At 36.5% G+C, this 13,000-nt stretch carries 12 protein-coding genes; 3 read left to right on the top strand and 9 right to left on the bottom strand.

Going from position 1 to position 13,000, the window contains the following annotated elements:
* Positions 1-9 precede the first annotated feature (9 nt).
* From DCC35_RS09010 to alaS, 9 genes are all read right to left on the bottom strand, one after another.
* Positions 10-465: a hypothetical protein gene (locus tag DCC35_RS09010; RefSeq protein WP_137090471.1), complete on the bottom strand. Its 456-nt coding sequence runs from the start codon at positions 463-465 to the stop codon at positions 10-12.
* Positions 466-482: 17 nt separating this feature from the next.
* Positions 483-1,097 carry an outer membrane beta-barrel protein gene (locus DCC35_RS09005; protein ID WP_137090470.1) on the bottom strand — a complete coding sequence of 205 codons (615 nt, stop codon included), beginning with the start codon at positions 1,095-1,097 and terminating at the stop codon, positions 483-485.
* Between the two features lie 74 nt (positions 1,098-1,171).
* A complete protein-coding gene (locus tag DCC35_RS09000; protein WP_137090469.1) occupies positions 1,172-1,957 on the bottom strand; it encodes an SGNH/GDSL hydrolase family protein in 786 nt (261 codons plus the stop codon).
* A 32-nt stretch (positions 1,958-1,989) separates the two neighbouring features.
* Positions 1,990-3,630, bottom strand: coding sequence for a DUF885 domain-containing protein (locus DCC35_RS08995; RefSeq protein ID WP_137090468.1), 1,641 nt, complete (start codon positions 3,628-3,630; stop codon positions 1,990-1,992).
* Between the two features lie 24 nt (positions 3,631-3,654).
* The gene (locus tag DCC35_RS08990) at positions 3,655-4,491 is read right to left on the bottom strand and encodes an RluA family pseudouridine synthase (protein ID WP_137090467.1); all 837 of its coding nucleotides are present in this window, start codon (positions 4,489-4,491) and stop codon (positions 3,655-3,657) included.
* A 41-nt stretch (positions 4,492-4,532) separates the two neighbouring features.
* Positions 4,533-4,841, bottom strand: a complete 309-nt coding sequence (locus DCC35_RS08985; RefSeq protein WP_137090466.1) for a hypothetical protein — start codon at positions 4,839-4,841, stop codon at positions 4,533-4,535.
* A gap of 136 nt (positions 4,842-4,977) precedes the next feature.
* Positions 4,978-6,117: a TlpA disulfide reductase family protein gene (locus DCC35_RS08980; protein ID WP_137090465.1), complete on the bottom strand. Its 1,140-nt coding sequence runs from the start codon at positions 6,115-6,117 to the stop codon at positions 4,978-4,980.
* 7 nt (positions 6,118-6,124) lie between these two features.
* Positions 6,125-7,573, bottom strand: a complete 1,449-nt coding sequence (gene gatB, locus DCC35_RS08975) for an Asp-tRNA(Asn)/Glu-tRNA(Gln) amidotransferase subunit GatB (protein WP_137090464.1) — start codon at positions 7,571-7,573, stop codon at positions 6,125-6,127.
* Between the two features lie 5 nt (positions 7,574-7,578).
* The gene (gene alaS / locus DCC35_RS08970; RefSeq protein ID WP_137090463.1) at positions 7,579-10,203 is read right to left on the bottom strand and encodes an alanine--tRNA ligase; all 2,625 of its coding nucleotides are present in this window, start codon (positions 10,201-10,203) and stop codon (positions 7,579-7,581) included.
* A gap of 176 nt (positions 10,204-10,379) precedes the next feature.
* Here alaS and DCC35_RS08965 point away from each other — a divergent pair, with 176 nt between their 5' ends.
* The 3 genes from DCC35_RS08965 to DCC35_RS08955 all read left to right on the top strand — a co-directional run bounded on the left by DCC35_RS08965 (position 10,380) and on the right by DCC35_RS08955 (position 12,986).
* Complete coding sequence (locus tag DCC35_RS08965) at positions 10,380-11,357, top strand: M23 family metallopeptidase (protein ID WP_137090462.1); 978 nt, start codon at positions 10,380-10,382, stop codon at positions 11,355-11,357.
* A gap of 81 nt (positions 11,358-11,438) precedes the next feature.
* A complete protein-coding gene (locus DCC35_RS08960) occupies positions 11,439-12,620 on the top strand; it encodes a CapA family protein (RefSeq protein ID WP_137090461.1) in 1,182 nt (393 codons plus the stop codon).
* Between the two features lie 27 nt (positions 12,621-12,647).
* On the top strand, positions 12,648-12,986 hold the full coding sequence (locus DCC35_RS08955) for a MerR family transcriptional regulator (RefSeq protein ID WP_137090460.1): 339 nt from the start codon (positions 12,648-12,650) through the stop codon (positions 12,984-12,986).
* Positions 12,987-13,000: the final 14 nt, after the last annotated feature.

The following is a 13,000-nucleotide window of genomic DNA, read 5'->3' as shown; positions in this document are numbered from 1 at the left end:
TTATCTGATTTAATCGAGTTTTATTTTATAAATGTTTGTCCCATCTACGATCTCATAATCAATTCCTGATACTGCAATTTCATTATATTCAGTATAACTACAACAATCTTCATTCTTTCTGGTTGCGTCTACTCTAAAAGTAAACAATTCGTTACCTGCAAGATCAAAGCGATAATTAACAACTTCTGTTTCCCACCCAATTGAGCTTACTTTAATAATATTTAAATCATCCTCAGTAACTAAATTATACTCAATGGTAGATTCATCATCAATATTAATGATCTGGATTTGCTCCGGATCATAAGTTCCATTTGTAATTAAATTTTCGCCAGTAGTTGAATCGACAAATTCAAAATAAAAATTTACTGGGGGTGTAAAGCAACTTGGACATTCTTCTTTTAAACTACATGAATTAAATGTAATTAAAAGGAATAAAAATAAAATAGGTTTAAATATGGTTTTCATAGTTTATAATTTCTGATTTATAAAGAATAATCTATTCCTAATCGATATGCCATAGATTGTGTTTTATAATTAAGCTCACTAAAGGCATCAGTTAATCCGTTAACATAATCTGCTGATAATTGAATTCGGAATTTTTCTGTAAAAACATAATCTATTCCAGCTCCGACTTTCCCGGAAATAATATACCCGTTTTGCTCCTGGTCAGTTTTTAGAGCAATCTGATTTAGAAAGCCTATATCTCCAAATAAATTAAATTTTGAATTATCAAAAATATAGTATCTTAAACTTACGGGTATCTCCAGATATTCTAAGTCTATTTCTTCTGGCGGAAAGGCGTTTAAATCACAGACCATACAATAATATGTAGCTATATAACTTTTATCTGAATATCCAATTCCACTATTTATTGTAAAGTGATTATTTACTGCTTTTTCAATTTTTAATCCAAAAGAATAATTCAACTCATCATAATCATTAATGTAGCCTGTCCAATCTCCTGTTGGCGATCGATCTACTCCTGTATTTTGATCGATTGAATAATATACGCCTATATTTAGCCCATTTGGGGATGTTTGTGCTGTTATACAAATCGAAGAGAAAATAATCGGTAAGGCAAAAATCAATTGCTTCATAATTAGTCTGGCTTAGGTTTTATTAGATTTCAGAATAATTTGATATCAATTATGATGCCAATAAATAAAATATTTTACATCAATGGATTTTTTAATTTGATAAATTCAGCTATATCAATTGCCAGAATTCTATATGTGAATTCGGAAGGATGTACTCCATCACTAAAAAATTGAGTACCAGAGTTAATTTGGGATCTATATTTTTTTCTCCACTTTTTTATCTCTATCACCTCATTATTATAATAAACATTATCAAAGTCCGCTACGGTATCATTTAATGTTTCACCTAACATTTCTACCAGGTTGCCTATTGTATACTTTAGTGAAGCGGTAAAAGCCGGAAACTCTTTTATTGGCGGCATGTTATTGAAGAAAATTGGTGTCTGAGGAAATTTACTGTTAAGACTTTTTATTAATAATCTAAGTTGGTTTTGCCATCTTAATGGTGAATTAAACTTGAAGGCATCGTTTGCTCCAAGACCAACAACAATAATATCTGCTTTTTCTTCCTTAATGTCAGGGATCAATACTCTATTAACATCAGTGACCGTATAGCCGCTTTTAGCATATACCCTCCAGTTTACACGTGATTGATATAGTTCGGCCAATTCGCTGGCCAATACCCCGGTAAATCCGCTTGCATTACTTTTAGCTCCAACTCCTGCAATAGTACTCTCTCCTATTGTGAGTAGATTAATAGTCTTTCTATAATTCTCTCCCACTACGCCTTCAATATCAGAAGCTTCAGGTAGTCTGGGAACTGTTCTTCTAATTTTGTAGGCATCGTAAATAAGTATGGGAAGTAATGGCAATGATAACACCGCACCTATAGAATATTTTATGTTATTTTTCAGCTTCATTTCTGTAATCAATTACCACTGAAGTAACTAATTTAAAATTCAGGTTTACTTCCTGTCATTTCCCAGCTTGCCAGTGTCATAGGAATATTTCCAATGGAATTGAGTTTATCAAAAAACTCCTTCAATTTAAATTCCTCTCCTGATAATTCTTTTTGCATTGCATACTCCATCATTGCTTTTTCAGCCAGATACTTCCCTGTTATGTAACTAGTTCCATATCCAGGTTGTCTCATGTACAAATGCTGTTCAAAGATCATCAAATCTTTTTCTGTCTTCATCCATCCACGTGGTGTATATTCAGTATGAACACCTCCTGCTTCCTCCATTGTCATCATATTTGCATGGGCATATAAAGACCCCAGGCCTCTTGCTGCTCGTTGAGCAATCATAATGTAAACTATCTCTCTTACTCTTGGATCTTCATCATATAGGCCTGCATCCATAAATATTTCTTCTACTGCTGTTGCCAGGCCTTCGTTTCTTGAATCGAAAATATTATATAATAATGGTTGTTGCCTGATAATACTTTCATTGGGCTCCAGGTCCATCCTTGCAAGCTCAAACCAATGATAGAAATGCGAATACAACGGCCGTGGATCAAAGTGAGCTCCAATCCAGAAGAAATGTCTTTTTTCCTCAGGAATAAACTCTCCAAGATGCACATTTAGTGCAGGTTCAAAATATTCTTTAACTGAAACAATTTCTTCCTCTTCAAGAAAATTAATCAGACTTTTCGCCGAACGACGAGCAAGTTCGATATACTCATCTTCTGAAGATGCCGGTTCAATCGCAGGTAAATCTCTGTTTCTATGTTCCTCAAGTTTTAATGCTGACCACGCTCTTGCAAGTTCCCTTTTCATAAGCATCACTTCATCCTCCCAGGTCAGCGGAACAAGATGTACATTTTGCAAATACCAGGTATAATTTTCCTTGCCAATTCCCGAAGGACCTGTCTTTTTCTTTGCCTCAGTTTTTAACCATTGCGAAAAATTCCTGGTTGAACTGATTGCTTCCTCTATGACCTGAATTAATTTACCATTCTTACTTACCCCGGGAAATTTTTTAATGCTATTCAAGTCTTCAATCTGATTATCAATTGTCCTTATTCCTGTGATCCATAATTCGCGGGCATTACCTTTAAGATTAAATTTTGCCTGAGCATGTAATGGCGGTATAATCTTAAGATCCTCAATTAAGGTATTTACGCCCTTCTCATCTAATGGAAAATCATATTGCCATACTTCAGTGGTCATATGGTGAGTAGGACCTTCATGAGCCGGCACATCGCTCCTGGCCATCCATATGGTTTTATAAAAGGCAGGATCTCTTACCCAAGGCTTAAGGATATTGTAATTAAAGTCAAACCCATTCATTTCGGCAAGTAAGATATTCCAGTCAACTTTCTGGTTTACACTCCAACCTGCTGTATCAATAGATATCAGTTTCTGTTTGAAATCTTGAAATTCGTCCCACCTTTTGTCAAAGGTTTCTGAAGTATAATCAGGGGCGCCGTTTCTTAATGGTGGATTCTCAAAATTTCGCCATTCAATAAATAACTTTTCCAGTTCTGAATAATCAGTCAGACTTTTATCTTCTGGATTTGATAAATCAGGATGGGAATTTATTTCAGTGGTAAAAATTAATAAAGCAAAAATTAAATATAATACTCTCATCTAATAAATATAGATTATTCTGCTTTAACAACTATAGAATAGCTTTGTAAATTTCTTCGGAAGATCAATTTTTATATTTACTAATTCATTAGTGACCGGATGGTTAAATTCTAACCTGTTCGCACATAAAAACAGACCTTTTCCCCGATCAAAACCATTGTATAGCTTATCCCCTACTATTGGAAAACCCATATCTGAACAATGAATTCTTAGTTGGTGAGTTCGGCCTGTGAGTGGAGATAATTGTATCAATGAAAAGCGGCCGTCTTTTGATTTGGAAATTCTTTCAAATAAAGTTTCAGCAGGTTTATTATCTATCCTACTTGATATCATGCCAGATTCAGGTGGCTCTCCTGTTACAACTGCATGATAGACCTTTTTTACTTTCCTTGATTTCAATAATTCTCCCAGATCAATTCTAGTCCTTTTATTTTTTGCTACTATCACCAGGCCACAGGTAGCAGAATCGAGTCTGTGTACAGGTTTAGGTAGATAATTATTCGTATTCTTGATATTATAAGGTAATGCGTTCTCCAGTGTTCGGAAATAATTACCACTGGTTGGTATTCCTCCTGGCTTGTTTACAACAGCTAAATAATCGTCTTCATAGACAACAGGAATATCAAGCTCAAAAACCTTGAAAGTACCTTCATCAGCTTTTAATAAAGAGATTTTCATTCCCTCTTTAACCCAGGCACCGGTTCCGGCAACTGAATTGTCAATAAGTACGCGGTTATTTTTTATAGCCTTTTTTACACTCTTCCGGGAAGGCAAATCATTAAAAACACCAATAACATAGTCACTAAGTCTCAATAGAGGACTATAATGTTCTACATAATGTTCTTCTATGATCTCAGCCATATGATTTTTACTAATATTTACTTATCAAAGTTAATGATAATTTAATCCTGGATAACAACCGGAACATCAGCGAAAAAAAAGGCACTACCGTCAACCTCTTCAAGCCTGACTTTCAATTTATCAGAGGTATTAATATCAGTAATGCTTACATCTAATTCTTCGCTATCAACAATTCGTACGTCGATAGTCCCATTTTCATTAAGCGGGAGAGTTATATTATTGGGATTGTGATTATTAGAACTATCATCTGCATAGGCTTTATCAAAAATTGATAAATTATCCAGTGAAATTAATGTCAGGTTTAAAGCTATTACAGTAAGAATAATTTTGGTGTACTTATCTGATTTCATAGTAGATTGAGTTTGATTCTAATGAATCAGAACAAATATTATTCCATCTGCTAATTTACAGATATTAATACCCCCATTTTGACAATAAAAAAGGTGGAGCTTTCACTCCACCTTCACATCTAAATTATATTCTTTTTTATTTTTTATCGTAAATCTCTGCAAGCTTATCATGTAAAGATTGTCCACGAAGATTCTTAGCTACGATTTTTCCCTGTGGATCTACAAGAATACTAAATGGTATTCCGGTAATATTATACAGATCGGCTACTTTTGATTGCGTCGCTGATAATTCCGAAACCTGAGTCCAGGTTAAATTATCTTCCTCGATTGCCTGTAACCATTTATCTCTGCTCCTGTCCAGTGAAACTCCGAGAATCTGAAATCCGCTGTCTTTATATTTATCGTAGGCAGCGACAACATTCGGATTTTCCATTCTACATGGTTTACACCACTGAGCCCAAAAGTCAACTAAAACATATTCTCCCCTGAAATCACTCAAGTTAACTGTATCACCATCCGGGGTTGGCAACGCAAAATCCGGGGCCTCAGCTCCAATAGCCAATTTGGCTTCTTTACTTACCTGGTCTTTAAATGGCATATAAAAATCAGCATCAGGATATGCCTCTTCATATTGAGCCACTAAATTTCTCATAAATTCAACATTTTCTCCTACCGGTAATAACCTGGCAGCCTCTATGCCGACAATTGAAGGAAGAATATCGTTGATTTTATTTTTCAATTCCTCCTGAAAGGCCTGTTGTTTTTCTTTTATAACTTCAGCCAGGGAATCTGCCTCCTGCATATTTTTCTCAGACGCATTCTTTTGATAAGCCAGCATGAGGTCGCGATTTTCCATCTGGAATTCTCTAACCATTTCGCTCACCTCATTATAGTAGTTATAATCATCAGAACCCTCTACTTTGACAGACTCTTTAGGATTCTCCATATCAATAGTGATTTCTATATCATCTCCATCGTATGGGACAAAAATTTGTTCGTTATTTCCAAAATTAAATGCCACAAAAGCAGGCTGAGACACTGTTATTGTTCCACCGAAATTACCATCTTCATCAACTTCCAGGGTATCAATAACGATAAACCTGTTATTTTCCTGTCGTGAAACAGTAATTTGGTTAACATCAGTACCATTATTTATTTCGCCCTGAACTGAACCCGAATAATTTCCACTGGAATTTTCAGTTTCCTGTCCATTTTCATCACAAGATATTAGTGCTGATAAAAAAATTAGTAAAAAACTAAATTTAGATAGTTTCATAAGTTGTTTATTGATTTTTCAATTGTTCTTCTATCAAAGAAATTGTTTGTCTGGGATCAGCCTTACCTTTACTTTTCTTCATTACTTCGCCCATAAAAAATTTTGACAAGCCCTTCTTACCATTTTTCCAGGCTTTTACCTTTTCGGGATTTTGAGAAATAGCTTCATCGACCCAATCTAATAATTCATTTTTATTAGATTCTATAAGTAAGCCTTTCTCGGCAGCCAGTTTCTCAGGCATATCACCATTTACAATAACCCCTGGCAAAAGTTCTCTTACAGCTATATGCTGATTTACCTTACCAGAGGTACTTAATTCGATTAACGAGCTAAGAGCTTTTGGGTTTATGTTTTCAAGCTTGATTTCGGTATTTTGATTTATAAATCCTTTAACTGGCCCTACAAACCAATTAGAGGCAACTTTTGGTTCTGTGCCAGCTTTTAACAAGGATTCGAAAAATTCAGCTTGAGATATTTCTTCACATATTATCCGGGCTTTTTCCTGCTCAATACCAAAATCATTTATAAACCTTTGCTCTCTCTGCTCAGGCAACTCGGGCATTGCTGTTTTTATCTCATTGAGAAAATCCTGAGAGAGTTCAATTTCAGAAAGGTCGGGATCTGGAAAATACCGATAATCATTTAATGCTTCTTTAGTTCGCATAGATCGCGTCTGATTCTTTTCAAGATCGTATAATCTTGTTTCAGAAATGATAGTTTCGCCTGAACGAACTAATTCTGCCTGCCTTTTTAGTTCCGCATTGATTGCTTTCTGGACATTTCTGACAGAATTCATGTTTTTGATCTCGACCTTGTTTCCGAGCTTTTCAGACCCAATCGGTTTAATCGAAACATTGGCATCACAACGCAAAGAACCTTCTTCCATATTAGCATCCGAGATATCCAGCCATCGAACCAGTCTTCGTAAGTAGTTTAAAAACAAGGCTACTTCTGCTGGAGTAGCCATACATGGATCAGTTACGACCTCCAATAAAGGGGTTCCGGCTCTGTTAAGGTCAATTTTAGAGAAATCTTCTCCCTCAACGTGAATTGATTTCCCGGCGTCTTCTTCCATGTGAATTTTATCGAGCGAAACAAATTTATCTCCGGATTCGGTCTTTATATTCACTCCCCCTCCTTTACAAATAGGAGTCCTGTCCTGGGTTAGCTGATACCCTTTTGGAGAATCAGGATAAAAATAGTTTTTTCTATCGAAATACATCCGTTTAGCAATCTTGCAGTCTAATGCCATACCTAGCTTTACGGCTTTGCCTAAAACAGCCCTGTTCACCACCGGTAAAGTTCCGGGATGTGCCAGGGAAACGGGGCTTACTAATGTATTTGGATCTGCTCCGTACTTCACCGGATCTTCACAAAATATTTTACTTTTTGTGTTCAACTGAACATGGACCTCAAGTCCGATCACAGGCTCATATTGTTGTCCGGAAATCTCCATAAAAATTATATTTTTTCCTGAATCAGTTTTTTGGCTTCGGTAACAGCATTATCCAACCCATTGACATCTTTTCCACCGGCTGTAGCAAAAAATGGCTGTCCACCTCCTCCGCCTTTAATATTTTGAGCTAATTGACGAACCCACTGTCCGGCATTTCTTTCATCATTGGTGAGTTCCTCACTAATCACAACTGCGATCTGTGGTTTACCAGAAATATCTGCTGCGATCACTGCTATGATCGGACCATGTTCGTTCTTAAGCTGAAATGCAAGATTCTTTAAAGAGTCAGCATCTGGCAGCGAAACCTTTTCAGCAAGGATTTTCGTCCCATTTCTATCTTCGATCTTTTCGAAAAGTTGTTTTTTTACAATCTGTGCTTTCTCTTTATTTGCTTCTTCAACCGCTTTTGAAAGCTTATTCTTTTCTTCGATAACATTGGTCAATCCCTGAACGAGATTCTTAGGATTTTTAAGTAACTCCCTGACTTCATTTAAAAGCTGGAGTTCCTTTTCTATATATTCCTGGGCTGCAGAGCCAGTTATTGCTTCAATCCTTCTCACTCCAGCAGCAACAGACCCTTCTGATATGATTTTAAAAATTCCGATCTGCCCGGTAAACGGAACGTGAGTTCCACCACAAAGCTCTACCGAATAATCTTTGTCAAAAGTTATGACCCTGACAAAATCACCGTATTTCTCACCAAAAAGAGCCATTGCACCTGCCTCTTTAGCTTCTTCTATCGGTACGTTACGTTTTTCGCTTAGTTCAATATTAGCCCTGATTTTATCATTGACTATTTTCTCTATCTCTCTGATTTCTTCCTCAGTAACTTTTTGGAAATGGGAAAAGTCAAATCGCAATACTTCAGGAGAAACTAATGATCCACGTTGCTGAACATGATCTCCCAGTACTTTTCTCAGTGCAGCATGAAGTAAATGGGTTGCAGAATGATTGTTCATTGTCTTCACTCGCTTCTCCCTGTCCACTTTTAGTGTAAATTCTGCATTCAGGTTTTCAGGAAGCTTTTTAGAAAAGTGTATGATCAGTTCATTTTCTTTCTTAGTATCGAAAATTGGAATCTTTTCATCTGCACCAATTGCTATGCCTTTATCTCCCACCTGTCCACCTGACTCAGCATAAAAAGGAGTCTTTTCAAATACCAGCTGATAAATAGTGTTCTTTTTATCTTTTACTTCTCTGTATCTTAATAATCTTGAGTTAGTTTCGAGTTCTTCATAACCGGTAAAAGTTACTTCTTCCCCTTCTTCAACTACCATCCAGTCACCTTTTTCCTGTACTGCAGCTTGTCTGGACCTGTCCTTCTGGATCTTCATTTCAGCCTCAAATCCTGGCTCATCTATAGAATAACCTTTTTCACGAGCAATCAATGCAGTTAAATCAACAGGAAAACCGTAGGTGTCGTAAAGTTCAAAGACCGCCTTTCCACTGATTACTTCTCCTTTGTTAAGATTAGAAGTTATTTGTTCCAGACGCTTAAGACCATTTTCAAGAGTACGAAGAAAGTTTGTTTCCTCTTCTTTCACCACTTTACTAACGAATGCCTGCTGTTGCTCAAGCTCAGAAAAAACACCTTTGAATTGCTTAGCAAGAACATCAACCAATTCAAATAGAAATGGAGATGAAAAATTAAGGAAAGTATAACCGTATCGAACAGCTCTTCTCAGGATTCTTCTGATAACGTATCCTGCCTTATTATTTGAAGGCAACTGTCCATCAGCAATAGCAAAAGAGATTGCCCTGATATGATCGGCAATAACTCTGATTGCAATATCAGTTTTTTCATCAGCCCCGTATTTCACTCCGGCTTTTTTCTCCAGGTGGTTAATAAGCGGCATGAAAACATCAGTATCATAATTTGAAGCTTTGTTCTGGATCGCCATACAAAGTCTTTCAAATCCCATTCCTGTATCAATATGTTTATTCGGAAGGTCAACCAGAGATCCATCAGCTTTTCTGTTGAATTCCATGAAAACAAGATTCCAGATTTCAACTACCAGAGGATGGTCTTCATTAACTAGTCCCTTACCATCCTTTTGTTTTCTCTCATCATCAGACCGAAGGTCAATATGAATTTCAGAACATGGTCCGCAAGGCCCGGTTTCTCCCATTTCCCAGAAGTTATCTTTTTTACCAGCAGATAAAATCCTGTCTTCACTTATCCATTCCTTCCAATGGTCGAATGCTTCTTTATCAAAATCAAGGTTATCTTCTTTATCTCCACCGAAAACCGTTACATAGAGTCTGTCCTTCGGCAATTTATATACTTCCGTCAGCAGTTCCCAAGCCCATGCCACAGCCTCTTTTTTGAAATAATCTCCAAAAGACCAGTTACCCAGCATTTCGAACATGGTATGGTGGTAAGTATCCATCCCTACTTCTTCCAGGTCATTGTGCTTTCCTGATACTCTTAAACACTTTTGAGTGTCTGCAACACGTTTATCCTGTGGATCTGTATTCCCCAGAAAATAATCTTTGAACTGGTTCATCCCCGCGTTAGTAAACATCAAGGTAGGGTCATTTTTTACTACCATTGGTGCAGAAGGAACTATTTTATGCTGCTTTCCCTCGAAAAAATTTAAAAATTGCTGCCTTATTTCTGCGGAATTCATGAATAACCTTTAATTTTTCTTAAAATCGTACATATAATGACTTTTGGCAAAAATCTAATTTAATATTTAATTATTTTTTACCGATATTTGCCGTTACTGTTAATTGACCAACGATTCTGTTAATCATTATTTAACATGTCGGGCAAAAATACAAGTTTTAAAATTGTATACGACAAATGGCTAGAATAAAATATTATTACGACACAGAAACCTGTAAGTACGAGCGTGTGAAAGTGTCAACTTGGGATGTGGTGCTGAATTTTATGGGTTTCATGTTCGTTTCAGTATTGATCGCTTTCGGGCTCGTATTAGCATACTTTTTTATTTTTGACTCTCCTAAGGAGCAAATATTAAAACAGGAAAACCGTGCTCTGCGTGATTCTCTTAACAATTGGCAAAGAGAAATAAGCCTGCAGAGAGATTACGTAGCTTATCTTCAGCAGCGAGATGAAAGAATTTACAGGCAAATCATGGAAGCTGATCCTCTACCATCTTCGGTTCGGGAAATGGGAATGGGCGGTGCCGATCGATATAAAAAATACAGAGAACTAGATCTGCCGGAAGTTCTTACTGACACTAGGAAAAAGATCGATAAGCTTAATAAGGAAATGTATGCTCAGTCTCTTTCTTTTGATGAAATTGAGGAACTGGCAGAAAATAAAAATAAAATGCTGGCCAGCATTCCGGCAATTCAGCCTATTCGTAACAAAGAGTTAACCAGACTGGCTTCGGGTTATGGTTTGAGAATGCATCCTATTTACAAAGTACGTAAAATGCACTGGGGTATCGATTTCTCAGCACCAAGAGGAACGCCAATATATTCTACAGGAGATGGTAAAATATCCAGAGTTGTCCGATCTAATAAAAGAACTGGTTACGGTAATTATGTAGAAATCGATCATGGATACGGATTTAAAACCCGGTATGCTCATATGCAGACTATATCTGTGAGAGTTGGACAAAAGGTAAGCAGAGGTGAAACTATCGGAAAAGTTGGTAATACCGGTGGATCTACTGCTCCACATTGTCACTACGAAATCATGAAAGATGGTAAAAAAGTCGATCCGATCTTATATATGATCATGGATGTAACCGACGAAGAATATCAAAAATTACTTGATCTTGCGTCTATCGAAAACCAATCTCTTGGGTAATAGATAGTCATATACAATATTTTAAAGCAACACACCTTCATTTAATGTGTTGCTTTTTTTAAACTTATTCAGCTTCAAATTATGAGAAACCAGCTTTTGTCAATTTTTACAGTTCTTATTGTTTTGTTATCATCTTGTGCAGGAACCAAGCGAATAACCCCTCCTGCTCCATTGGTAAAGAAAGACTTGAGTGAAACTCCTGTTTTATTAGGAAATCTTGCATTAAACAATAACGATGCTCTGATAAAAGCACAATATGCAGCTCATGAAATCAATATTTTACTTGATACGATAAGCATTATTGGAGTCGGGGACATTATGATCGGCACTAATTTCCCTGAACCCGAATACCTACCTTCTGATAGCGGAAAATATCAATTGGCTCATGTAAAGGAGTATTTAAAAGATGCTGATATAACATTCGGGAACTTAGAAGGTGTACTACTCGATGATGGTGGTGAACCTAAATATTGCAAAGACCCGAGCATTTGTTATTTATTCAGATCCCCGGAATACTATGCCCAGCACTTCGTCGATGCAGGTATAGATGTAATGAGTACGGCTAACAACCATGCAGGTGACTTCGGCAATACCGGTCGCCTGACCACCATGAAGACTCTCGACCAACATGGGATACAACACGCAGGGCAGTCTGTAAAACCATACACTATGTTTGAAAAAGAAGGCATCAAATATGGCTTTGCTGCCTTTGCTCCAAATACGGCTACGCAGAGCATTACTGATTACGAAGCTGCTGCAAGAATAATACAACACCTCGATAGCCTGAATGATATAGTCATTGTAAGTTTCCACGGTGGAGCTGAAGGATCAAAACATGAACATGTAACGAGAGAAACTGAGACATTCTATGGTGAAAACAGAGGTAACGTATATAAGTTCTCTCATTGGGTAATCGACAATGGTGCTGATATCGTTTTTGGCCATGGCCCACATGTTACAAGAGCGATGGAAGTTTACAACAACCGATTTATTTCTTATTCATTAGGTAACTTTGCCACGTACAATCGCTTTAACCTCAGAGGTGTAAATGGTATTGCGCCTTTAGTAAAAGTTTATACAACAAGAAACGGAGAGTTTTTATTTGGTGATATTGTTCCAATAATTCAGGAAGGAAGAGGAATTCCTAAAGTTGATCCTGATAAACGAGTAATCAGACGGTTACAACAATTAACTGCAGAAGATTTTCCCGAATCAAAAATATTCATTGATGATTCAGGAAAAATTACTTATTTTGGATTTTAGAAAACCGGATAAAAAGATCATCAGATAGTGCCATATAAGGAAAAAGAAATAGAAAAAAAATATTTTTCAATCGGAGAAGTTGCTGAAATTATCAATGTAGCACCCTCCCTCATCCGATTCTGGGAATCTGAGTTTGATGTGATCAAGCCAAAAAAAAATAAAAAAGGCAACCGAATTTTCACCAGAAAAGACATTGAAAGCATTAAAATGATTTATCATCTCGTAAAGGAAAAAGGATATACTTTACAGGGAGCAAAAGATGCTTTAAAAAATAACAACCAGGATGTAGTTTCCAGGTTAGAAGTTATCGGAAAGTTAAAAGACATCCGATCATTTCTTACTGAACTAAAAAGGAAACTGGATTAAGATTTATTGACTTA

This window comes from Mangrovivirga cuniculi, from assembly GCF_005166025.1.
Classification (GTDB): Bacteria; Bacteroidota; Bacteroidia; order Cytophagales; family Cyclobacteriaceae; genus Mangrovivirga; species Mangrovivirga cuniculi.
Note: the sequence above shows the minus strand (reverse complement) of the source record. Positions and strands in the feature narration are given on the sequence as shown.

Coding starts and splice junctions, on each gene's coding strand:
- DCC35_RS09010 (WP_137090471.1), bottom strand. CDS start 465: ATGAAAACCATATTTAAACCTATTTTATTTTTATTCCTTTTAATTACA.
- DCC35_RS09005 (WP_137090470.1), bottom strand. CDS start 1,097: ATGAAGCAATTGATTTTTGCCTTACCGATTATTTTCTCTTCGATTTGT.
- DCC35_RS09000 (WP_137090469.1), bottom strand. CDS start 1,957: ATGAAGCTGAAAAATAACATAAAATATTCTATAGGTGCGGTGTTATCA.
- DCC35_RS08995 (WP_137090468.1), bottom strand. CDS start 3,630: ATGAGAGTATTATATTTAATTTTTGCTTTATTAATTTTTACCACTGAA.
- DCC35_RS08990 (WP_137090467.1), bottom strand. CDS start 4,491: ATGGCTGAGATCATAGAAGAACATTATGTAGAACATTATAGTCCTCTA.
- DCC35_RS08985 (WP_137090466.1), bottom strand. CDS start 4,841: ATGAAATCAGATAAGTACACCAAAATTATTCTTACTGTAATAGCTTTA.
- DCC35_RS08980 (WP_137090465.1), bottom strand. CDS start 6,117: ATGAAACTATCTAAATTTAGTTTTTTACTAATTTTTTTATCAGCACTA.
- gatB (WP_137090464.1), bottom strand. CDS start 7,573: ATGGAGATTTCCGGACAACAATATGAGCCTGTGATCGGACTTGAGGTC.
- alaS (WP_137090463.1), bottom strand. CDS start 10,203: ATGAATTCCGCAGAAATAAGGCAGCAATTTTTAAATTTTTTCGAGGGA.
- DCC35_RS08965 (WP_137090462.1), top strand. CDS start 10,380: ATGGCTAGAATAAAATATTATTACGACACAGAAACCTGTAAGTACGAG.
- DCC35_RS08960 (WP_137090461.1), top strand. CDS start 11,439: ATGAGAAACCAGCTTTTGTCAATTTTTACAGTTCTTATTGTTTTGTTA.